The following is a 21,229-nucleotide window of genomic DNA, read 5'->3' as shown; positions in this document are numbered from 1 at the left end:
GAGGGGCGGCCCGGCGTCGGGCCGCCCCTTTTTCGTCAATGCAGGATGTAAGGATCGTTGGCCGAGAATTCCGGCAAGGTCGTTGTTGCGCCGTAAAGCGACTGTCCGTCACGCGCCATTTGTCCGCCGTCGCGCGTCAACGGGCGGAACACCAGCGGCAGGTAGCGGCGCGTCGATTTGGCGACGAAGAAGTCGAGCGGAATCGCGATGTAGATGCCCTTGTCGAACGAGCCTTCGCCGAAGTCGGCCGACGAGACATTGGTCTTGGTCGCGAACGCGCCGACCGTCACGCCACTGCGGAAGGTCTTGCCGATGTTGAGTGTCGCGCCCCAGTCCTTGGCGAGATAGCGGCCGTAACTGAGCTGGAACAACATTCGTGCCGGCCGGTATTCGTAGTAGCCGGTAATGAAGCCGGTCGTGACCTCATAGTCGAGGAAATCGAAGCGCTGATCGTAGTCACGCTGCCACAAGTGTGCGACGCGCGCACTGACCGCCCACGGCGATTGGAACGGACGGTAGAGCAGTTCGCCGGTGACACCGCCGTACATTTCCTCGAACAGGCCGGCCGATACGCGGCCGTACAGCGAATCAGCCACCGGGAAGAAATAGTTCGTTTCGAGACGAACGAGATTGTTCTTGCCTTGATCGAGGTATTTGACGATGTCGCTACGCACATGCGGCAGCACGCTGTTCGACGGTTGTTTGAGCCCGTCGAAGTTGTTGTAGATGTTGGCGCCAACCTGACCAGAGACGTTCCAGTGTGGATTGAGCGCAATGGTGCCGCCGAGCTTCCACCAGATTTGATAGAAGTAAAAACCATCCGGGCCGCCGACGTGCTGGCGCAGTGCCGGTGCGCTGAACCACGAATACGCTGGGTAGCGACCGGTGTTGCAACAATCCTCCCAGTTCCAGTCGAGGTGAGGTGCATCGACCTGAATCTGGTCTTGCACATCTTGCGGCGACGCTTGGTCAGTCAGCAGCTGCTCGGCGGCCAGACGCGGCACTGTGACGCGATAGGTCTCGAAGCCGAGGAAGATTTCGCTGAGGCGGAACGCCGTGAAATGTGCGGGGGCCTGCTGTGCCAGCACGCGTGCGATGCGGCCGAGGCCGTCGGCCTCCGAGCGGTACCGTCCCTGTGTGAACCAGACGATCAGCGTCGTGCCATCGTTCGCGCAGCCAAGGCCTTGTAGCGCAACGCCTTGCGAGGCCAGCGCCTTGCGCAGCGTGGCCTCAAGGTCGTTGCCTTGCTCATGGCAGCCGGCTCGGGCGGCATCCCAGACCGCACCGTCGCGCGGCAAGGGCATGCCGCCGGAGGTTGTGATGTCCGACGATGGTGAGGCGCTGGCGTCAGAGGCCTGACGGTCGACTTCATCGTGCGGCGCGGATACAGGCTGGGCCTCGACCGCGCGCGGCATCGGTTTGTCGAGGAACTTCGGCGGGCCAAGGTCGCGATTGAAATTGGTGCGCAGGGTGATGCGCGCCGCGATGGTGTTGCCGCGCTCATAGCCAAGGTGCGCGTCGATGTACGGGTTCGGTCGCCAGGCGATGCCGAAGTTGACTGGAGAATCGACTTTTTGCTCGTTGCCGCGCGCCTCATGCTTGAAGTCGTTGCCGTCGAGTTCGGCAATGACCGACAGCGACTGAATCGGGGTTTGCCAGCGCACACCGCCGAACACGCCGATTTCCTGACCGGTGAAGAGGCGCTTCGCTCCGGTACTACCCGATTCGCTGATCAGATCGCGGTCATCGAAGTGGCTGGAGATCGCCCGAAACGGGTTTTTGATGCCGCCGCGCGCGCCCAATCGTCCCCAGCCGAGGCCGAGGCTGAAATCGAAGTCGCCGAGTTGCTTGTTGGCGACGAAGTACTCACTCGAATAAATGCCCGTGCCGCCAAGGTCCATGACGCCGACCGCAAGCGACGGTGTCCAGCTGCCTTCGTGCGCGAGTAGGTATTTGACGTCAAAAGAGCGGTCTTTATAAGACTGATGGCCACTGAAGCTTTCTGGCCCGTACAGCACGTCGGTGACTTCGCTGTAGTGAAACGATGTCTCGAGCCGGTTGAACAGCTGTAGAGATAGCTGGAACTGCCGGTAGGGGTCGACGACGCCAAGGCCAACACCGAACTCGCCGGCATCGGCGACACGCGCGGTCGGCGTCTGCAGCAGGCCGACGTCGGCGTAATCGTTGTAAGTGCTGTAGTCCGCCGCTCCAGCCTGAAATGGCAAGGCGAGGCCGAGGACCCAGCTCATCGTGCTTGCGAGGCGCAAACGGGACGACCGGCTTTTCATGAACCCCTGATCTTTTGAATAGTTGAGTGCCGTCGGCGGTATCGGATGGCGCGCAAGAATCGAGTCATACGAACCTGGAGAGGCGCACGCGAGAATGCCCCGTGGCAGAATCGTACAGGAGCTTCGGCGGGCTTGTCGCGGCGGTCACCACCCCCTATCGGTGGCATGTGATTTGCCTCTGGGTACGGAGTCTGGTTAGACTTTAGCCGACTGTCTTATTTCGCCATTGGATCGGCCACCGGCCGCAGGAGCATGAACATGATTCGCATCGCTGCTTTCGTGGTTGCAGCATCGGTTTTCGCCGCGGCCCCGGCCTTCGCTGATGACACCGGTTCGACTGGCGGCGGTGGTTCGGGCTCCGGGACCATGCAGGCTGTCGTCGCCACGACGACCACCGCCATCGTGGGTGGCGTGACGGCGATCGTCGCTAACGACGATAATCTCGGCGACAACACCGCGACGACCACGTCGCCGGACACCACGCCGTCGACCGGCACCACGGCGACGTCGACGAACTGAACGGTTCGTCCTCGCGAAAAGGGCCGCATTCAGCGGCCCTTTTTGTTTGCAGTGGCTGTCTAGTGCGTGACGCGCGCCCGCTCAGCTCTTCTTCGGGTTTGGAAAGCGCTCCCAGTTCATGGCTGGAAACTGTGGAGCGAAGGCGCGCTGGCCCTTGATGATCAAATCGTCCGATTCCCGGATCCAGTAGCGGTTCTCGGCCTGCCAATGGCGGCTGGGCACCTTGAGTTGTTCGCGGACCGGAATGACGTCGTAGTCGTCGTCGAGGATGGTGATTCGCTCCGCTGCGCCGAGCGTGAAGGTCGATTCGATCGCGGATACCGCGTTCGTGCGCTCGGACGTTCTGATCGTCCCGGACAGCGGTCGCTTCGCGATTGCCGATAGCGCGTCCAGCGTCATCACCGGCAATTCGGGAAATTCGTAGCCGATCAAGTCCGTCGGCATTCCGGACGTTTGGGTGATCACACCGTTCTGTGTCGTCAGGTGCGCACGGTCGGTCGATTCCCAGACTGCCGTGTAGGGCGGCGTCAGCGTCTTCATGACAACGATGATGCGCATGCCTCGGCCCACCCAGAAGCCCAGTGTCGAGTACGGAATGCGCTCGATGTCGGCCTTCGTCAGTGGATAGCGGTCACGGCGCTCGTAGCCGCCGCGTATCGTCTGGATCGCCAGCGAGACGCCGGAGTCCGGGGAACAGCCGGTGCTCACAAGGCCTGCGAGGCTGGCGAGAAAGATTCGGCGGTTCACGTGGCGTCGGTGTCGGTCCCCATCGTGCGCATACTAAGGGAGTCGGGGCGTAGCGGCTACAATGTCGCATGCTTGTCGATGCCCCCGATCTTACGCCGTTGGTTTCCGCCCTCAATCCTGCACAGCGCGAGGCGGTGACCGCGCCGCCCGAGCATCGACTGGTGCTGGCCGGTGCCGGTTCCGGCAAGACCCGTGTGCTGACGCACCGCGTGGCGTGGCTGATCGCCGCCGAAGGCGTCTCGCCGATGTCGATTCTTGCGGTCACGTTCACCAACAAGGCCGCCGCCGAAATGCGCTCGCGCATCGAGCAGCTGGTTGACGTGCCGATCCGCGCGATGTGGGTCGGCACTTTCCACGGCATTGCGCACCGCATGCTGCGCATGCACTACAAGGAAGCCGGCCTGCCGCAGAACTTCCAGATTCTCGATGCCGACGATCAGGTACGGCTGGTCAAGCGCATCATCCGCAATCTCGAACTGCCCGACGACCAATGGCCGGCGAAGACCGTCGCCGGCTGGATCGGTGCACAAAAGGAGCAGGCGCGGCGGCCGCAGGATCTCGACGACGAAGGCGATTACACGCAGCGCCAGTTCGTGCGCATCTACAGCGCCTACCAGGCGCAGTGCGACCGTCAGGGCGTCGTCGACTTCGCCGAACTGCTGCTGCGCGCCTACGAGCTGACGCGCGACAACCCGGATATCCAGCGCCACTACCGGGCGCGTTTCCGGCACATCCTCGTCGACGAGTTCCAGGACACCAACAAGCTGCAGTACGACTGGCTGCGCGTGCTGGCCGGACCCACCGGCCTGCTGTTCGCGGTCGGCGACGACGATCAGTCGATCTACTCCTGGCGTGGCGCGCGCGTCGACAACATGCTCAAGCTGGCGCGCGACTTCCCCGGTTGCGAGACCATCCGCCTCGAGCAGAACTATCGCTCGACCGGCACCATCCTCGCCGCCGCCAATGGCCTGATTTCCCGCAATCTCGGCCGCCTCGGCAAGGAGTTGTGGACCGACGGCAACGACGGCGAGCCGATCCAGCTCTACGCCGCGTTCAACGAGTACGACGAGGCCGAATTCGTCGTCAACCGCATCAAGGAGCACCTCGACGGTCGCTGCGCGCATGCCGACATCGCGGTGCTCTACCGGATGGGCGCGCAATCGCGCGTGCTCGAAGAAACGCTGATTCGCGCGCGCTTGCCGTACCGCATCTACGGTGGCCTGCGCTTCTTCGAGCGCCAGGAAATCAAGGATGCGCTGGCCTATCTGCGCCTGCTGCACAACCGGCATGACGACGTCAGCTTCGAGCGCGCCGTCAACACGCCGCCGCGCGGTATCGGCGCCACCAGCGTCGAAAAACTACGCGTCATCGCCCGCGAGAACAGCGTCTCGCTGTGGACGGCGGCGATGCAGGGCGGCGGCCCGCTGGGCCGCACCGCCGCGGCTTTGCAGCAGTTCACCGGCCTGATCGAATCGCTGGCCGCCGAGACCAAGGCGGTGGCGCTGTCGCGCGCGACCGAGCGCGTCATCGAACGCACCGGCCTGCGTGAGCTGTATCGCAAGGAAAAGGGCGAGCAGGCCGAGGCGCGGCTCGAAAACCTCGACGAGCTGATCAGCGCCACGCGCGCATTCGAGCCGCGCGTGCAGGCCGCCCCCCCTGAAGAGGGGGAAACGCCGCCGGAAGATCCGCTGACCGCGTTTCTGACGCATGCCGCACTCGAAGCCGGCGAGCAGCAGGCCGGGCCCGGCGAGGACTGCATCCAGCTGATGACGCTGCATGCCGCGAAGGGGCTGGAGTTCCCGGTGGTGTTCATGGTCGGCATGGAGAACGGCCTGTTCCCGCATGCGCGCTCGACCGACGAAGGCAACCTCGAGGAAGAGCGGCGCCTGTGCTACGTCGGCATCACGCGTGCGCGGCGTCATCTGTACATGAGCTACGCCGAAATGCGGCGCCTGCACGGCGTCGAGCAGATGCATGCGCCGTCGATGTTCCTCAAGGAAATTCCGTCGGACCTGATCGTCGAGACGCGACCGCGCGCGCAGATCACGCGGCCGGCGTTCGCCTCTCGCGCCTACGGCCGCGAGGCTTCGGCCGGATTCAGCGGCAGTGGCGGCGGTTACGGCGAGTTCGGCGAGCGCCGCGGTCGCTACGGCTCGCGCGACGAGGCGCCGCTGACGCGACCACAGATCAGCGCCCGCGCCGCGGGTGGCGGACAAGGGCCGAACGGTCTGCGTCTCGGTCAGGCGGTGCGCCATGAAAAGTTCGGCGAAGGAACGATACTGTCCTTCGATGGTGACGGCGAACGCACGCGTATCGAAGTGCGCTTCAAGGGCAGTGGCACCAAGTGGTTGATGCTCAGCTTTGCCAATCTGCAGGCGCTGTAGAGCCCGGAGCGTCCGATGGAAGTCGCGCTTGTGGTGCTGTTCATCGTCGCGATCATCGCGGCGCCGTTCGCGACGCTGTATCTGATCTCGACGTTCCGTCGCCGCAAGGGCGAGAAGCTGCCACCGCCGCAGCCCTACGACAACGACGGGCCGGACGGGTATTGAAGCGCAGCCGCGCGCCATGACGGCAGTCTGGGTGGCAGCCGCTTTGGTGTTGATCGGCGCGATCGCCTGGGCGCGTTGCGTGCGCTCCCCGCGCCCGCCGCCATTGCCGGAGGCGTGGCGCGCCATGGTGCGTGCGCTGCCGCAGGCGTGCTGTGTGCCGGACACGCTGCAAGCGCGTTACGAGCAGCGGGCCGAGGCCTTTCTGCGAGACAAGCGCTTTGTCGGCTGCAACGGCCTGGTCGTCAGCGACCAGATGCGCGTGACCGTCGCCGGATTTGCCGCCTTGCTGTCGCTGCGCGATGAGGCGACGAACTTTCCGGCGGTGCGCAGCGTGCTGCTGTATCCGGCGGCGTTTCTCGTGCGCCACGACGAGCCGGACGAATTCGGGCTGGTCGACGATGAGCCGGTCGAGCAGATCGGCGAGTCCTGGCAGGGCGATCGCATCGTGCTGTCCTGGGAAGATGTCGAAGCGGCGCTGGCCGGTGACGCCGTCAACGTGGCAATTCACGAGCTGGCGCATCAGCTCGACGACGAGCAGCCGTGGAGCGACGGCGCGCCGGCAATGGCGGACTACACGCGCTGGTCGGCGGTCATGCAGCGCGAATATGAGCGCCTGCGCCGGCATCGCCGACCGCCGGTGCTCGATCCGTATGGCGCCGAAAGTCCCGGGGAGTTTTTCGGTGTCGTCAGCGAAGCGTTCTTCCAACGGCCCGTCGAACTGCGCCGACATCACGCCGAGCTGTACGCACTCCTGTCGGACTACTACCGGCTCGATCCGGCGACGCACCCTCCGCAGTGGCTGCCCGCGGCATGAGTCTGCGCCGTTCAGGCCGGGTTCTGTCCGGCGCGACAGACTAGACTCGGGACAAACGAACAGGCATCTCGCCTATATCAAGGAGTGATCAATGGGAGTCACGAAGATCATCGGCATCGTGCTGATCGTGCTGGGCGCGGCCGGGTTGGCGTACAAGCAGTTCTCGTACACCAAGGAGACGCATGACGCCAACATCGGCGACCTGCATCTGGCCGTGAAGGAAAAGCAGCATGTTGCGGTGCCGACCTGGCTGGGCGGTGCGGCTGTCGTGCTCGGCATCGTGTTGCTGGTGGTGCCGTCGCGCAAGAGCTGAGGGTTCGCGAAAAAGGGGCGTGCGATCACTCGCACGCCCCTTTTTGCTGCGCGATGAATCGCGGCTAGTTGACCTTCACGAGCAGCGCCTGAATGCCGTTCGACTCGAGCCGCGCCATCGTTTTCTGCACCCGCGTCCAGTTGCTGTCCGGGCCGATGCGCACGCGGTAATAGGTGTCCTTGCCATCGATGGTCACGCTTTCGATGCGGGATTCGACGCCCATCAATGCCAGGCTCGCTTTCTGTTTTTCGGCTTCGTTCTGCGAGCGATAGGACGCGACCTGAATGATGTAGCTGCCATCCGGTGCGTCGGCCGGTGCCGGGGTCTTCGGGTTCGGTGGCGGCGGCGTATCCGGTGGCTTGGTCGACTTTGCCGCTTCGTTCGGCAGCACCACTTCCTGATTCTTCAGCAACTCGTAGAAGCTGAAGCGCTCCTTTTCCTTCGGCGGCAGCTTCAGCTTGGTCGGTTGGTCGGGCTGTGCGCTGCTGGACTTGCCGGACGGCGTGGGCGCCGCGGCGGCACGGGAGTCGTCATCGCGCGCCTGCGACGGAATGGGCGCGGTCGTCGGGCGGTTGATGTAGACGATCGCGGCAACCGCCAGACCGATGGCCAGGCCGGCCACCATCCAGATCCAGCCGGGGATTCCGCCGCCACTGCGGCGCTTGCTGCTGCTATTGCTGCGCGTGTGGCGGCGCTGGCCACCACTGCGCGGGGCGTAATCACGAGACATCGTTGTTCGGCGTTGAGAGGCGTCGTTGCCGCCGGCAGTGTGTCATGCCACCGGCGGGTCGTGTCGAAGGCGTCACATCTTCTCCGGCGCCGAGACGCCGAGGATCGCCAGGCCATTGCGCAGTACCTGACCGGTCGCGGCAACCAGTGCCAGGCGCGCGTTCTGCAGTTCGACGTCGTCGTCGACCAGGAAGCGGTGCACGTTGTAATAGCTGTGCAGTGCTTCAGCCAGGTCCTTGAGATAGAACACCACGGTATGCGGCGTGTAGGCGCCGGCCGCCTTGCGCAGCATTTCCGGATAGCGGCCCATCAGCGTCAGCAGCGCCTTCTCGTGCTCGGTGTCGAGGCGGTGCAGCGCCGCCGTCGCGTCGGCTGTGTTCCAGCGGCCGCCCTTTTCGGCGAGCTGCTCGAACACGCGGCAGATGCGCGCGTGCGCGTACTGCACGTAGTAGACCGGATTGTCGTTGGACTGCGAGCGTGCGAGATCGATGTCGAACTCGAGGTGCTGGTCGTGCGAACGCGTCAGGTAGAAGAAGCGCGTGGCGTCGGTGCCGGCCTCGTCGATCAGATCCTGCAAGGTCACGAAGTTGCCGCTGCGCTTGCCCATACGGCCCGACGACAGCGTCACGAACTGGATCAGCTGCACGTTCAGCGCGTCCTTGCGTTCGGTCAGCGCCTCGATCGCGGCGCGCACGCGCGCGATGTAGCCGTGATGATCGGCGCCCCAGACGTCCATCAGCACCGGCCAGTTCCGGTCGAGCTTGTCGACGTGGTAGGCCAGGTCGTTGCAGAAATAGGTGGCGGCGCCGTCGGCCTTGACCAGCACGCGGTCCTTTTCGTCGCCGAAGGCTTCGGTGCGCATCCACAGCGCGCCGTCCTGTTCGTAGGTCAGGCCCTTGTCGGCGAGGCGCTTCAAGGCCTTCTGCACGAAGCCGGAATCGACCAACGCCTTTTCCGAGCTCCACTGATCGAAGCCGACGTTGAAGTCGGCCAGCGTCTTCTTGATGACGCCGAGCTGATCGTTCAGCGCCGTGTGCTGGATCGCCGCATAGCCGTCGCCAAGCAACGATTTGGCGCGTTCAATCAGCGCGTCGAGATAGCGCTCCTGCTGGATCTTGGCGGCGTCTTTCTCGGCATCGCTGGCGCCGTCGGCAGCGACGGCGTCGGGCGGCAGGCCGGCCAGCACCTCGGCGGCCGGACGCAGGAAGGCGTCACCGTGCGCTTCACGCACAGCCGCGGCGGTCTTCTTGATGTATTCACCGGGGTAGCCGCGGCGTGGCACGTCCAGGGTTTCGCCGCAGGCCTGCAGGTAGCGCAGCCAGACGCTGACCGCCAGGACGTCGACCTGGCGGCCGGCGTCGTTGATGTAGTACTCGCGCCAGACCGTCCAGCCAGTCGCCGCCAGCAGCTTGGCGATCGAGTCGCCGTACGCGGCGCCGCGGCCGTGGCCGACGTGCATCGGCCCGGTCGGATTGGCCGAGACGAACTCGACCATGATGCGGCCCTGCGTGCCGGAGTCGTCGCGGCCGTAGCGATCGCCCTGTGCTAGCACGTCGGCGACGATGGTCTGGAACGCCGCCTGCTGCAGGAAGAAATTGATGAAACCGGGGCCGGCGATCTCGACCTTGGCGACATGGCTCGATGCCGGCAGCGCCTTGACCAGTGCCTCGGCGACCGCGCGCGGCGGTTTGCCGAGCGGCTTGGCCAGTTGCAGCGCCAGATTGGTCTGGAAGTCGCCGAACTTGGCGTCCTTGGTTGCGTCGATGCCAATCGCCGGTCGCGTCACCTCGGTCCCGGCCAATAGCTGGTCGAGGGCGGCGGTGAGCAGGTCCTGCAAATGCGTTTTCATGGCGAAGCGACGATGGCGATCAAGGGATGGCGGCGCGATAAACCCGGCGCCGGGCCGCGGATTGTAAGGCCCGTGGGCAAGGATTGCGCGCACCGTGCTATCGCGGCGCCCGCATTTTCGGCTAAGCTCGACGCCGTTTTGGGGAGTAGCCGTCCCGCGCAAGGCGGGAGAACGCGTCAACAGACTTGGTCGCTTGCGACCGTGGCGCGTTCAGCAGCGAGGGCCTTCGTGCCGTGGCCGTGTGGCGAGACCAGGGCAAGCGCGACGGCCGCCGGGCGAGTTGCGCATGCCCGGTTTCGTCCAGCGCCCGGCCCTTGGAATATTCAATATGGAAGCTTTTCTGGTCTCGACCGGCGCCGTGCTGCTCGGCGAAATCGGCGACAAGACGATGTTGCTGGCACTGGTGCTGGCGACACGGTTTCGCAAGCCGGCGGCGGTGATCGCCGGTATCTTCGTCGCGACGCTGTTCAATCACGCGCTGGCCGGTCTGGTCGGCGGCTGGCTGCGCGCGGTGATTCCGGCGGGCTATCTGCCGTGGTTGGTTGCGGCGTCGTTCATCGCGGTCGGCCTCTGGACCCTGGTGCCCGACAAGCTCGATGAAGACGAGGCCAAGCCGCGTGGTAACGGCGGCGCCTTCCTGGTCACGGTCGTCGCGTTTTTCCTCGCCGAGATGGGCGACAAGACGCAAATCGTCACCACGCTGCTCGCGGCGCGCTTCGATTCGCTGCCGGCGGTGGTCGCCGGCACCACGACTGGCATGCTGCTGGCCGATGTGCCGGTCGTGTTCATCGGTATGGCGCTGGCCGCCAAACTGCCGATGAAAGCGATCCGTATCACGGCCGCGACACTGTTCATCGCACTTGGCGTGACGACCGTGATCTTCCGCCATTCGCTGGGCGCCTGAGTCGGCGCCGAGCGGGCATCGTCGATCCGGCCGCCGCGTCAGAACAGGTCGGCCGGGTCGACGTCGATGGACCAGCGCACGCCGCGCGCCAGCTCGGCGAGGCGCGGTACGGTTGCCGCCAGCGCGCGCTGCAGCGTGCTGCGCCGCTCGGCCTGAATCAGCAGCTGCGCGCGGATGAAACCGGCGCGACGCTCCATGCCGGACGGGATCGGTTCCATGACCTGGATGCCCGGCATCGGCAGCAGCAGTTCGCGTGCCGCACGGAGGAACGGCAGCGGCTGCGCCGGTTCGCGCGCCTCGGCGCGCAGCAGCGCCAGATAGGCATACGGCGGCAGCTGTGTGTCGCGGCGCTCGGCGAGCAAGGCTTCGCTGAGCGCGTCATAGCCGCGTTCGACGAGCAGCTTCAGCAAGGGATGATCCGGCTCATGCGTTTGCAGCAGCACCTCGCCGCGCTGTCCGGCGCGGCCGGCACGACCGGCGACCTGCGTAACCAACTGGCCCATGCGTTCGATCGCGCGAAAGTCGGCGCCGTACAGCGCCTGATCGGCGGACACGATGCCGACCAGCGACAGATTCGGAAAGTCGTGGCCCTTGGCCAGAATCTGCGTGCCGACCAGCACGTCGACCTGCCGTGCCCGCACGTCGTCGAGCAGGCGCTCGAGTTCGTGGCGGCGGCCGAGCCGGTCCGAATCGAGACGTTCGATGCGCTGCCGCGGATAGCGATTGGCCAGCGCTTGTTCGATGCGCTCGGTGCCGTGGCCCAGCGGCATCAACTCGCCGGCACCGCAGGACGGGCAACTGCGCGGCACCGGCTGCTGATTGCCGCAGTGATGGCAGATCAGTCGCTGGCGGCCGCGATGCAGCGTCAGGCGCGCGTCGCAGTGGGTGCAGGCGGCGCGCCAGCCGCAGGCGTGACAGAGCAGGATCGGCGCATAGCCGCGGCGATTGATGAACAGCAACGCCTGATCGCCGGCTTCGATGCAGCGGTCCAGCGCCTGGAGCAGCGGCGCCGACAGGCCGTGCGCAAGCGGCTGGCCGCGCATGTCGATGAGGCGAATCTCCGGTGGCGCCTGGCTCAGCACGCGCTGCGTCAGGCGCACGTGGCGATAGCGGCCGGCGCGCGCGTTGTAGAGGCTTTCCAGCGATGGCGTCGCGCTGCCGAGGATCAGCTCGGCGCCGAACCGCTGGGCGCGCACCACCGCCAGGTCGCGCGCCGAATAGCGGAAGCCGTCTTGCTGCTTGTACGACGGATCGTGTTCCTCGTCGACGACGATCAGGCCGAGCCGCGCGAACGGCACGAAGATCGCCGAGCGCGTGCCGACGATCACCGCTGCCGAGCCATCGCGCGCCGCCAGCCAGGTCTGCTCGCGCTCGGTATCGGTCATGCCGGAATGAAAGCTGCGCACGCCGTCGCCGAGCCGTTCGCGCAGGCGCTGCGCGAGCTGCGGGGTCAGGCTGATTTCCGGCACCAGCACCAGCGCCTGTCGGCCGGCCGCCAGCGTCGCTTCGAGGCGGCGTAAATAGAGTTCGGTCTTGCCGCTGCCGGTGACGCCTTCGAGCAGGCTGACGCGAAAGCCGTCATCGCCGGCTTCGAGCGCGTCCAGCGCCGTGCGCTGCGCTGCGGTCAGCGTCGGCGCGCCGGCCAGTGGCGCGCCGCTGGCTGCTTCGACGATGCGGCTTTCGATCCAGCCGCGTTCGAGCAAACGGCTGCGCACGGCTGCCGGGATATTCCACTCGCCACTGTCGCGCGGCCCCGCCGCCAGCGCCTCGAGTGCGCTGCGCTGCGCCCGATGGCGCGACGGCAGCGCAGCCAAGGCGTCGTGCCCGGCCGCGGTCAGCATCCATTGCTCGCGCCGCCGCCGTTCGGCCGCATCGCCGTGTTTGAGGCCGCCAGGCAGTGCGGCGGCAACCACCTCGCCGAGCGGGTGGCGGTAGTACTCGGCAGCCCATTCGCAGAGCGTCAGCAGTTCCGTGCCGAGCAGCGGCTCGTCGTCAATGATGGCATCGAGCGGGCGGTAGTCCTGCACCGGGTCGCTGCGCTCGAAGGGCGCGCGAACAATGACGCCGCACAGGTGCCGGCGCCCGAACGGTACCCGCACCCGGACTCCGGGTCGGGCCCCGTCGGTGAGCGCGGCCGGCAGCAGGTAATCGAAGCCGCGATACAGCGGCACAGGCACGGCGACGGTAACGAGGAATTCGGGCAAGTCTGTGGATAACTATGTGAATGTCTGCGGGATGGCCATGCCCCTTGCGGATGACTGAGGGCGTGAAGGGGCCCGCACATGACTTAAGTAGCGTTTAAATTTTATTAAAAAACAGTTGCTTGTGAAGGCATGAACAGAATGTGAATGAAGCGTCTCTTGATTGTGACAACGCTTTTTGGTTGCCCCGGCTTGTGAATAAGGAATTCTCATCCATCAAAGCGTCGACGCCGGAAAGCATTCATGATAGCCACAGACTAATTTTCATCCGTGCGCGCAGCCCCAGCCTGCATAAAATACGCGCCCACCCGCGTCGCCCGTTCCCGTGTCGTCTCACATCTCGTTTGCCGCGCTGCGCCACCGCGGCTATCGCCAGTATTTCGTGCTCTCCGCTCTCGCGATGATGGGTGACAGCGTCGAGCACGTCATCAGTTACTGGGTCATTTTCCAGAAATTCCACTCCCCGGCCCTGGGCGGCTTCGCCGTCATTTCACACTGGCTGCCGTTCCTGCTGTTTTCGGTGCCATCCGGGGTGCTGGCCGATCGGCTTGATCCGCGGCGCATGATCCAGCTCGGCATGCTGTTGTTCATGGGCGTGTCGACGGCCTGGGGCGTGTTGTTCATGACCGATCGCCTGCAGATCTGGCACGCCTGCTTGCTGCTGGTGATTCATGGCTGTGCCGGCGTGATCTGGGGGCCGCCGTCGCAGGTGCTGTTGCATGACATCGTCGGCCGCGAGCACCTGCAAAGTGCCGTGCGGCTCAATGCCACCGCCCGCCAGCTCGGCATTCTCTGTGGCCCGGCGGTCGGCGGGATGCTGCTGCTGGCGTTGGGGCCGAAGGTCGGCATTCTGGTCAACGCCCTGCTCTATCTGCCGTTCATCATCTGGCTGGCGACGGCCCCGTACGGGCCGAAGTTCCGCGCCGCCGGCGCGGCCGTGGCGCAGCGGGCCGTGCGCAGCGTCGGGGATGTCGCCCGTGCAATCGGCGAAATCGCCGAGCACCGGGTCATTCTGCTGATGACGCTGCTGGCCGGAGCGGCGTCGCTGTGCATCGGCAATGCCTATCAGGCGCAGATGCCCGGTTTCGCGCACGATCTCGGACGCACCCATGTCGATTTTTCGTACAGCGCGCTGCTCGCTGCCGACGCGGCCGGGGCCCTGCTCGCCGGGTTCGTGCTCGAAAGCCGGGGGCTGCTGTCGCCGCGTCCGCGCACCGCCTGTCTGCTGGCGATGATCTGGGCGTTGGCGATCGGCGGCTTTGCGCTGATCGGTTCGTATGCGCTGGCCTTGCCGCTGCTGTTCGTCGCCGGCTTCGTCGAGCTGTCGTTCAACGCCATGGCGCAGACCCTGGTGCAGCTCGATGCGCCGGCCGAGATGCGCGGCCGGGCGATCGGCGTCTACAACATGTTTGCGATGGGCATGCGCACGTTCAGCGGCATCACCGTCGGCGTGTTCGGCGCGCAGATCGGTATCCATGCGTCGCTGGCGGCGAGCGCCGCGGTGATGTTCGTGCTCGCCGGCCTGCTTGCGCAGCGCAGTGCCCGGCGTGCTTAGGTGCGCCCCTCGGTGTGGAGATCAGCGGCCGTAGCGAACCGTAAGCCGTGCCGATGTCAGTGTATGGGCATGGATCATGAAGCCGGCCAATGCCGGGCTCGCGTCGGCCGGCAGGGACAGCGCGGCGTCCAGCGCGTAGAGGGTGAACTGGTAGCGATGTGCCGGATCGCCGGCCGGCGGGCAGGCCCCGCCGAACGCCGCGGTGCCGAAGTCGTTGCGCAGCATGCGGGCGCCGGCTGGTAGATGCGTATCGGCGATCCCGGCCCCGGCGGGGAGCTCGCGGACCGGCGCCGGCAAATCGATCACCACCCAATGCCACCAGCCGCTGCCGGTCGGTGCGTCCGGATCGTAAACGGTCAACGCATAGGCCTTTGTGCCCTGCGGGCCGGCCGTCCAACGCAGCGCGGGTGACCGGTTGCCGCCATGGCAACCGAAACCGTCGTAGACCTGTGTGATCGGCAGCATGCCGCCGTCGTGCAGGGTTGGACTGCTCAGGGTCAAGCCGTCCGCATGTGCGCTCGAGGCGGCAGCGGCGCAGCACACGGCAAAGAACAAGGTCGCGCGGTGCATCGGTGCTCTCCGGTGATGTCGAGCCGCCAGTCTCGATGGCGACGGCGGCTTTGACGACGCCAAAAGCGAGCAGATGCTGTGCCGATTCGCTCAGCGAGCGTCGTTGCCCCGGATCGCCGACGGCGTCAGCCCGTAGCGGCGCCGGAACGCCGCGGTGAAGCGCGACGCCGATTGGTAGCCGGCATCGTCGGCAATGCGCTGGATCGGTCGCGACGTGCTCTGCAACTGCGCAAGCGCTGCGCCGAGCCGCAGATCGATGGCGATCTGCCGCAGACTGGTGCCCTCGGCGGCCAGCCGTCGGCGTAGGGTCGCTTCACTGATCGCGAGGCCGGTCGCGACGATGCGGCTGCGCCAGTGCGTGCTCGGGCTGTGCATCAGCAGCTCGCGGACGCGCTCTGCGGCGGTCGGTTGGCGGGGGATGCCGGCGCTGAAGCCTTGCTCGGTCAGCGCCAGCCAGACCTCGGCGAATCGGTGTTGCAGGACCCGGTCCGGTAACGACGGTTCGGCCAGGCCGTCGCGCAGATGCTCGACGGCCTGGGTCAGCGCCGCATCGGCGTGCAGTGGATACCAGGGACGCAGTGCGAGGCGCGCATCGGCTTGAGGGCGCAGCAGCGTCGGCGCGAACTCGATGCACAGTGCGCGATATGGCGTCGAATCGGTGGTGGGGACGTTCTCGACGTCGAGTTGCATGCCGGCTGGCACCGCAAACCAGGTGCCGCTTGCGAACGATGCGTGCTGGCCGGCATGGCGCAGGCGCTTCTCGCCGTGCTGTACGTGAATCAGTGCCGGACTCGCAAAGCGCAGGCTGCGCAGCAGGTGACGGCCGCGTGCGCTGATCTGCAGATAGCCGCCGAGGCCATCGCGTACGGCTGATGTTAGTCGCGGTGCCTCGTGATTCATCCGCGGTGGCGAACGTCGCCCTCATCACGCAGCGAAAACGGTGTGAAATGCGTGTCGGTGTCGTAAGTGTCGACGCCCTCGGCGCGCTTCAGGCGATTGACGACGAAGTAGGTCAGCGGCGTCAGCACGACCTCGACGCCGACCTTCATCGAGAAGTTGAAAATGATCACGGCGATCAACGAATGCGTGGTCCAGAGGCCGGCGAAGGCGACCGGATAGAACAGCATCGAGTCGACACCCTGGCCGCAGATCGTCGAGCCGATGGTGCGCGTCCACAGGTGGCGGCCCTTGGTCAGCAGCTTCATCTTCGCCATGACGAAAGAGTTGACGAAATCGCCGGCCCAGTAGGCGAGCATACTGGCGGCGACGATGCGCCAGGTGTTGCCGAACACGACTTCCAGCGCCGGCTGCAAGGTCTTGTTCCAGGGTTCATCGGCGCTGGGTTGCATGCCGACGACGATGGCGGCCATCACCGTGGCGAAGATCATCGCGCCAAAGCCGGCCCAGATTGCGCGCCGCGCGCGTGCGTAGCCATACACCTCGGTCAGCACGTCGCCGAAGATGTAGCTGATCGGGAAGAACAGGTTGCCGGCACCGAAATCGACGGCGCCGAACCACGGCAGGTCGATCGAGCAGACCTTGCCGGGCCCGATCAGGTTCGAGCACAGCAGCACGGCGACCATGCCGCCCAGCAGGAAGTCGTAGTAACGAAAAGCGACCGGCGCCGACGCCGGTACCGCCTGGTTGTCATTCATCGGAGGCTCGCCGAACATGTGCAACATCGAGAAGGGGCGCGCGGGTCCACCATGGACCCGTCGTCTGTACCGGAGTTTCGTCGCTGCCACGGCAGCATAACGTGCCGCACGCGCGGCAATGAAATTCACGCACCGGAACTGCAATGACCCTGCGCAACGAGGTCCAGCTGATCGCCTATCCCGACCGCATCGGCAACAATCTTGCCGACCTGCACGAATTCCTCGACACCTACGGACAAGGCCGGCTCGGTGGCGTGCACATCCTGCCGCCGTATCCGTCGAATGCCGACGGCGGGTTTTCGCCGCTGACGCACAAGGAAATCGATCCGAAGTACGGCGACTGGAAGGACGTCGAGCGCATCTCGTCGAAGTTCGATCTGACGATGGATCTGATGATCAACCATCTGTCGGACGAGTCCGAGGAGTTCAAGGATTTCCTCAAGCACGGCTACGCGTCCGAGCACGCCGATCTGTTCGTGCATGTCGATCAGCTCGGCGACATCACGCCGGACGATCTGGCGAAGATCCATATCCGCAAGGAAAAGGAGCCGTTTCGCGAGATCACCTTCGGTGACGGCACACGCGGCCGCGTCTGGTGCACGTTCACCGAAAAGCAGATCGACCTGAACTACAACTCGCCGAAAACCTATGCGCTGATGGAGGACTACATCAAGTTCCTCACCGCGCGCGGCGTCAAGCTGTTCCGCCTCGATGCCTTCGGCTACACGACCAAGAAGATCGGTACCAGCTGCTTTCTCGTCGAGCCGGATGTCTACGACATCCTCAAGTGGGTCGACAACGTCGCTCGCGAAAACGGCGCGGAGACGCTGCCGGAGGTTCACGACCATTCAAGCTATCAGTACGCGGTGGCGCTGCACGGCATGCACCCGTACGGCTTTGCGATGGCGCCGTTGCTGCTGTATTCGCTGCTCGATGCCAACAGCGTGCACCTGAAGAACTGGTTACGCATGTGCCCGCGCAACCAGATCAGCGTGCTCGACACGCACGACGGCATCTGCATTCCGGATGTCGAAGGGGTGTTGCCGCACAACGAAATCCAGGCGCTGATCCACAACGTTTCGCAGCGCAGTGGCGACCCCATCCTGCGCCGCTCGGCGGCCAATGTGCACAGTGTCGGCGCGATCTACCAGCTGACGTGCACGTACTACGACGCGCTCAAGCGCAACGACGATGCCTACATCTGTGCGCGCGCGATCCAGTTCTTCGCGCCCGGCATTCCGCAGATCTACTACGTCGGCCTGCTCGCCGGACAGAACGACCACGAGCTGATGGAAGCGACCGGCGAGCTGCGCGACATCAATCGCCACTACTACACGAAGGAAGAAGTCGCCGAGGCGGTCAAGCAGCCGGTGGTGCGGCGCCTGTTCAAGTTGATGGAATTCCGCGGCAGCTATCCGGCCTTCGACGGTGTTTTCCACCTGCAGTATTCGAACGACAGCAGCGTGGCGATGTGCTGGCGTGACGGCACGCATACCTGCGAGCTGTTCGTCGATCTGATCTTCAAGAAGGCGACGATGCGCTATCTCGATCAGAAGTCGGGCCGCTGGCTGACGCAGCGGCTTTGAGCTCGCCGCCATCGGCAGCGGCGAGCTCGAAATGTTGTCGGCTTAGGGCTCTTCTTCGCCGCGCAGGATCTCGCTGAGCATCGGCAGCGGCTCAATCGGTTCGATGTCCTCCGGCTTCCATTGGTGCGGGAAGCCTTCGAGCGGGCCGAGCGCGCGTCGGTCGCGGGCGATCACCGGGCCGTTCTGCGCGTACAGCGCCAACAGCTCGGCGATCGCCACCAGCGCCGAGATGTGCGTCCGTTCGTAGCCGTGCGACGAGTCGGCGCCGAAGCCGATCAGCGCGTGGCGGATGTCGAAGCCGGCGCGCAGCGCCGCCGCCGAATCGGAGAAGTAGTACGGGAACACGTCGCGCTGGTGCGGGATGCCGAACAGCTGGCAGACCGCGATCAGCTCGCGCGTCAGGTGGTAGTCGAACGGGCCGGACGAATCGCAGATGGCGATCGTCACGCCGTGCTCGCGCGAGTTCTGGCCTTCGGCGGGAATCGCGATGTCGATGCCGACCATCTCGCTGATGCGTTCGTTGAGAATCGCCGATGCGCCGAACCCGACTTCCTCGGTGACGGTGAACATCGGATGGAAATGCACCGGCAGTGTGATGTCGGATTCGACGAGCGCCTTGATCGCCGCCAACAGCGCGGCGACGCCGGCCTTGTCGTCGAGGTGGCGCGACGAGATATAGCCGTTGGCGAGGATCTCCGGCTGCGGGTCGATGGCGATGAAGTCGCCGATGTTGACGCCGAGCCGGCGCAGGTCGGCCGGGCGCTCGGACTGCTCGTCGAGGCGCAGCTCAATGTATTCCCAGCCGCTGGGCTGGGTATCGACGGCGTCGTTGAACGCGTGGCCGGAGGCCTTCAGCGGCAGGATGGTGCCGCGGTAGGCGCCCTTGTCGGTGAATACGGTGACGCGCGCACCTTCGGCGAAGCGCGCCGACCAGGTGCCGAGCGGCAGCATCATCAGGCGGCCATTGGGCTTGAGCTGGCGCACGGTCGCGCCCAGCGTGTCGAGATGCGCGACGACGGCGCAGGCCGGTCGGTCGGTCTCGCCGCGGATCGTCGCGCGGATCGCGCCGCGGCGCGTCAGTTCGTAAGGCACACCAAGCGCGTCGAGACGGCCGCAAGTGTAGTGCACGACCTCGTCGGTGAGGCCCACCGGGCTCGGAATCGCCAGCAGCTCCAGCAGGGTCTTCTTCAGGTATTCCTGATCAATGTTCAGCTTGCGCAGTTTCTGCACGGGGCATCTCTCGGCTGGTGCTGAACGGGAACAGGAAGTCGAGAAACCGTTCGGCGGTGGGTTGCGGCTCGTGATTGGCGAGACCCGGGCGTTCGTTGGCCTCGACGATGACGTAGTCGGGCTTGGCCGGTGACGGCACCAGGAAATCCAGGCCGGTGACCGGAATCTCGAGCACCTTGGCCGCTTCGATGGCGGCGGCGCAGAGGCGCGGATGCAGCACGTGCGTCACGTCGTGCAGCGTACCACCGGTGTGCAGATTGGCGGTCTTGCGCACGGCGATCTGCTCGCCTTCCGGCAACACTGCATCCATCGCGTAGCCGGCCAGCTTCACGCAGCGCTCGGTTTCGGCGTCCATCGGGATCGTCGATTCACCGCCGGTCGCCGCGGCGCGACGCCGCGACAGCTTGACGATCAGATCGCGCACGCGGTGCTGGCCGTCGCCGCTGATCACCGGCGGCTTGCGCAGCGCGGCGGCGACGACCTTGTAGCCGATGACGACGATGCGCAAATCCTGACCCGGGCAGTAGCGCTCGATCAGCACCGTTTCATCGAACTGTTTGGCGCGCTGAATGGCGTCGCGCATCTCGTCGACGTCGCGCAGATCGACGCTGATGCCCTGGCCCTGTTCACCGTCGGCCGGCTTGACGACGACCGCACCGTGGCGCTTGAGAAACGCCGCGTCGGCATCGGAGCCATCGGCTTCGCGCTGCTCCGGCACGTCGAGTCCGTTCTCGCGCAGCAGGCGGCTGGTGACGCGCTTGTCCTGGCAGCGGGACATGGCGATCGCGCTGGTCAGTTCGGTGAGGGATTCGCGGCAGGTCACCGAGCGGCCGCCCAGCGTCAGGCGGAAATAGCCGGCCGGCGCGTCGAGCAGTTCGACGTCGATGCCGCGGCGTCGCGCTTCGTTGACGATGATGCGCGCATAGACGTTGAGCTCGTTGTCGTTGTCGGCAGACGTGGTGAACAGGCGCTCGTTGATCGCGTTCTTGCGTTTGATCGCGAACTCGGCGACGCGCTCGAAGCCGAGCTTTTCGTAGAGGCTGATGGCCTGTTCGTTGTCGTGCATCACCGACAGGTCCATGTACGCGCGGCCGCGCTCGCGGAACATTGTCGCGAGCGCCACGACCAGCGCCTGGCCGATGCCGGGCAGCGTCGCTTCCGGTGCGACCGCCAGACACCAGAGGCTGGAGCCGCGCTCCGGATCGCCGAACGCCTGCTGGTGATCGACACCGGTGACGGTGCCGATCACCGCGCCGGTCGCGACATCCTCGACGACCAGATAGCTGATGTTCGGCGAGTGGCGCTGCGTCCACAGAAAGCCCGGATCGGCCGGCACCATGTTGCGCGCCAGGTAAATGCGGTTGATCGCCTCGGCGTCTTCCAGACTTTCGAGCGACCGCACGCGATAGCCGGCGCAGTCGATCTCCGGCGGCGTGAAGTTCGCGAGGTTGAGCCGGAAGGTGTGCGACGGATCGAGGAACAAGCGATGCGGCGCCTGTGCCAGGACCACGTGCGGATCGCGCACGTAGAACGCTATGTTGCGCGCGCCGGCGCGTTCGGCGCAGACCGCCTCGGCGACGCGCTGCGGATCGCGGAAGGTGCTGGCGATGATCAGCTTGCCCCAGCCGCATTCGAGTTCGACGTCGTCGCGGTTCGGTTCGGTGATCGCGTCGTCCGGCGCCGTCTCGCGGCGCGGATCTTCAGCCTGGCTCATTGCATC

At 65.5% G+C, this 21,229-nt stretch carries 18 protein-coding genes and 1 riboswitch; of the genes, 8 read left to right on the top strand and 10 right to left on the bottom strand.

The window, feature by feature from the left end; genetic code table 11:
- Positions 1-35: 35 nt before the first annotated feature.
- Complete coding sequence (locus tag G7Y82_RS02210) at positions 36-2,249, bottom strand: YjbH domain-containing protein (RefSeq protein WP_168146351.1); 2,214 nt, start codon at positions 2,247-2,249, stop codon at positions 36-38.
- A 297-nt stretch (positions 2,250-2,546) separates the two neighbouring features.
- Here G7Y82_RS02210 and G7Y82_RS02205 point away from each other — a divergent pair, with 297 nt between their 5' ends.
- Positions 2,547-2,807, top strand: a complete 261-nt coding sequence (locus G7Y82_RS02205; RefSeq protein ID WP_168146350.1) for a hypothetical protein — start codon at positions 2,547-2,549, stop codon at positions 2,805-2,807.
- Between the two features lie 81 nt (positions 2,808-2,888).
- Here G7Y82_RS02205 and G7Y82_RS02200 read toward each other — a convergent pair whose 3' ends face one another.
- On the bottom strand, positions 2,889-3,515 hold the full coding sequence (locus G7Y82_RS02200; protein ID WP_168146349.1) for a YjbF family lipoprotein: 627 nt from the start codon (positions 3,513-3,515) through the stop codon (positions 2,889-2,891).
- A gap of 107 nt (positions 3,516-3,622) precedes the next feature.
- Between G7Y82_RS02200 and uvrD the strand changes: the two genes are divergently transcribed.
- From uvrD to G7Y82_RS02180, 4 genes are all read left to right on the top strand, one after another.
- Complete coding sequence (gene uvrD / locus G7Y82_RS02195) at positions 3,623-5,938, top strand: DNA helicase II (protein WP_168146348.1); 2,316 nt, start codon at positions 3,623-3,625, stop codon at positions 5,936-5,938.
- 15 nt (positions 5,939-5,953) lie between these two features.
- Positions 5,954-6,103, top strand: coding sequence for a hypothetical protein (locus G7Y82_RS02190; RefSeq protein ID WP_168146347.1), 150 nt, complete (start codon positions 5,954-5,956; stop codon positions 6,101-6,103).
- A gap of 16 nt (positions 6,104-6,119) precedes the next feature.
- Positions 6,120-6,917 carry a M90 family metallopeptidase gene (locus G7Y82_RS02185; RefSeq protein ID WP_168146346.1) on the top strand — a complete coding sequence of 266 codons (798 nt, stop codon included), beginning with the start codon at positions 6,120-6,122 and terminating at the stop codon, positions 6,915-6,917.
- 91 nt (positions 6,918-7,008) lie between these two features.
- Positions 7,009-7,230, top strand: coding sequence for a hypothetical protein (locus G7Y82_RS02180; RefSeq protein WP_168146345.1), 222 nt, complete (start codon positions 7,009-7,011; stop codon positions 7,228-7,230).
- 64 nt (positions 7,231-7,294) lie between these two features.
- Here the strand turns inward: G7Y82_RS02180 and G7Y82_RS02175 are convergent, their stop codons facing one another.
- Complete coding sequence (locus G7Y82_RS02175; RefSeq protein ID WP_168146344.1) at positions 7,295-7,960, bottom strand: SPOR domain-containing protein; 666 nt, start codon at positions 7,958-7,960, stop codon at positions 7,295-7,297.
- Between the two features lie 72 nt (positions 7,961-8,032).
- Positions 8,033-9,808 carry an arginine--tRNA ligase gene (gene argS, locus G7Y82_RS02170; protein WP_168146343.1) on the bottom strand — a complete coding sequence of 592 codons (1,776 nt, stop codon included), beginning with the start codon at positions 9,806-9,808 and terminating at the stop codon, positions 8,033-8,035.
- A gap of 133 nt (positions 9,809-9,941) precedes the next feature.
- Positions 9,942-10,041: riboswitch (yybP-ykoY riboswitch) on the top strand.
- 95 nt (positions 10,042-10,136) lie between these two features.
- Here argS and G7Y82_RS02165 point away from each other — a divergent pair.
- Positions 10,137-10,712, top strand: coding sequence for a TMEM165/GDT1 family protein (locus tag G7Y82_RS02165; RefSeq protein WP_168146342.1), 576 nt, complete (start codon positions 10,137-10,139; stop codon positions 10,710-10,712).
- Positions 10,713-10,750: 38 nt separating this feature from the next.
- On the opposite strand, the gene G7Y82_RS02160 is transcribed toward G7Y82_RS02165, so the two are convergent.
- Positions 10,751-12,916 carry a primosomal protein N' gene (locus G7Y82_RS02160; RefSeq protein WP_168146341.1) on the bottom strand — a complete coding sequence of 722 codons (2,166 nt, stop codon included), beginning with the start codon at positions 12,914-12,916 and terminating at the stop codon, positions 10,751-10,753.
- 322 nt (positions 12,917-13,238) lie between these two features.
- Here G7Y82_RS02160 and G7Y82_RS02155 point away from each other — a divergent pair, with 322 nt between their 5' ends.
- Positions 13,239-14,468: an MFS transporter gene (locus G7Y82_RS02155; RefSeq protein ID WP_366515594.1), complete on the top strand. Its 1,230-nt coding sequence runs from the start codon at positions 13,239-13,241 to the stop codon at positions 14,466-14,468.
- 21 nt (positions 14,469-14,489) lie between these two features.
- Here G7Y82_RS02155 and G7Y82_RS02150 read toward each other — a convergent pair whose 3' ends face one another.
- The 3 genes from G7Y82_RS02150 to G7Y82_RS02140 all read right to left on the bottom strand — a co-directional run bounded on the left by G7Y82_RS02150 (position 14,490) and on the right by G7Y82_RS02140 (position 16,693).
- Positions 14,490-15,038 carry a YbhB/YbcL family Raf kinase inhibitor-like protein gene (locus G7Y82_RS02150; RefSeq protein ID WP_168146340.1) on the bottom strand — a complete coding sequence of 183 codons (549 nt, stop codon included), beginning with the start codon at positions 15,036-15,038 and terminating at the stop codon, positions 14,490-14,492.
- A 90-nt stretch (positions 15,039-15,128) separates the two neighbouring features.
- Positions 15,129-15,938: a helix-turn-helix transcriptional regulator gene (locus G7Y82_RS02145; RefSeq protein ID WP_168146339.1), complete on the bottom strand. Its 810-nt coding sequence runs from the start codon at positions 15,936-15,938 to the stop codon at positions 15,129-15,131.
- Positions 15,935-16,693, bottom strand: a complete 759-nt coding sequence (locus G7Y82_RS02140) for a queuosine precursor transporter (protein WP_168146338.1) — start codon at positions 16,691-16,693, stop codon at positions 15,935-15,937. The genes G7Y82_RS02145 and G7Y82_RS02140 overlap by 4 nt, the downstream gene beginning before the upstream one ends.
- A gap of 143 nt (positions 16,694-16,836) precedes the next feature.
- On the opposite strand from G7Y82_RS02140, the gene gtfA reads away from it, so the two are divergent.
- Complete coding sequence (gene gtfA, locus G7Y82_RS02135; protein WP_168146337.1) at positions 16,837-18,279, top strand: sucrose phosphorylase; 1,443 nt, start codon at positions 16,837-16,839, stop codon at positions 18,277-18,279.
- A gap of 42 nt (positions 18,280-18,321) precedes the next feature.
- Here the strand turns inward: gtfA and G7Y82_RS02130 are convergent, their stop codons facing one another.
- A complete protein-coding gene (locus G7Y82_RS02130) occupies positions 18,322-19,500 on the bottom strand; it encodes an osmoprotectant NAGGN system M42 family peptidase (protein WP_168146570.1) in 1,179 nt (392 codons plus the stop codon).
- A complete protein-coding gene (gene ngg, locus G7Y82_RS02125) occupies positions 19,481-21,223 on the bottom strand; it encodes an N-acetylglutaminylglutamine synthetase (protein ID WP_168146336.1) in 1,743 nt (580 codons plus the stop codon). Before ngg ends, G7Y82_RS02130 begins: the two co-directional genes overlap by 20 nt.
- Positions 21,224-21,229: the final 6 nt, after the last annotated feature.

Origin of the sequence: Solimonas marina (assembly GCF_012241385.1) — a bacterium.
In the GTDB taxonomy this organism is placed as follows: domain Bacteria; phylum Pseudomonadota; class Gammaproteobacteria; order Nevskiales; family Nevskiaceae; genus Solimonas; species Solimonas marina.
The sequence above is the reverse complement of the archived record's forward strand: the minus strand, read 5'-3'. Positions and strand labels throughout refer to the sequence as shown.

What these genes read in the sequence shown, in the direction of transcription:
- G7Y82_RS02210 (WP_168146351.1), bottom strand. Translation starts at nt 2,249, where the DNA reads ATGAGCTGGGTCCTCGGCCTCGCCTTGCCATTTCAGGCTGGAGCGGCG.
- G7Y82_RS02205 (WP_168146350.1), top strand. Translation starts at nt 2,547, where the DNA reads ATGATTCGCATCGCTGCTTTCGTGGTTGCAGCATCGGTTTTCGCCGCG.
- uvrD (WP_168146348.1), top strand. Translation starts at nt 3,623, where the DNA reads ATGCTTGTCGATGCCCCCGATCTTACGCCGTTGGTTTCCGCCCTCAAT.
- G7Y82_RS02190 (WP_168146347.1), top strand. Translation starts at nt 5,954, where the DNA reads ATGGAAGTCGCGCTTGTGGTGCTGTTCATCGTCGCGATCATCGCGGCG.
- G7Y82_RS02185 (WP_168146346.1), top strand. Translation starts at nt 6,120, where the DNA reads ATGACGGCAGTCTGGGTGGCAGCCGCTTTGGTGTTGATCGGCGCGATC.
- G7Y82_RS02180 (WP_168146345.1), top strand. Translation starts at nt 7,009, where the DNA reads ATGGGAGTCACGAAGATCATCGGCATCGTGCTGATCGTGCTGGGCGCG.
- G7Y82_RS02175 (WP_168146344.1), bottom strand. Translation starts at nt 7,960, where the DNA reads ATGTCTCGTGATTACGCCCCGCGCAGTGGTGGCCAGCGCCGCCACACG.
- argS (WP_168146343.1), bottom strand. Translation starts at nt 9,808, where the DNA reads ATGAAAACGCATTTGCAGGACCTGCTCACCGCCGCCCTCGACCAGCTA.
- G7Y82_RS02165 (WP_168146342.1), top strand. Translation starts at nt 10,137, where the DNA reads ATGGAAGCTTTTCTGGTCTCGACCGGCGCCGTGCTGCTCGGCGAAATC.
- G7Y82_RS02150 (WP_168146340.1), bottom strand. Translation starts at nt 15,038, where the DNA reads ATGCACCGCGCGACCTTGTTCTTTGCCGTGTGCTGCGCCGCTGCCGCC.
- G7Y82_RS02145 (WP_168146339.1), bottom strand. Translation starts at nt 15,938, where the DNA reads ATGAATCACGAGGCACCGCGACTAACATCAGCCGTACGCGATGGCCTC.
- G7Y82_RS02140 (WP_168146338.1), bottom strand. Translation starts at nt 16,693, where the DNA reads ATGAATGACAACCAGGCGGTACCGGCGTCGGCGCCGGTCGCTTTTCGT.
- gtfA (WP_168146337.1), top strand. Translation starts at nt 16,837, where the DNA reads ATGACCCTGCGCAACGAGGTCCAGCTGATCGCCTATCCCGACCGCATC.
- ngg (WP_168146336.1), bottom strand. Translation starts at nt 21,223, where the DNA reads ATGAGCCAGGCTGAAGATCCGCGCCGCGAGACGGCGCCGGACGACGCG.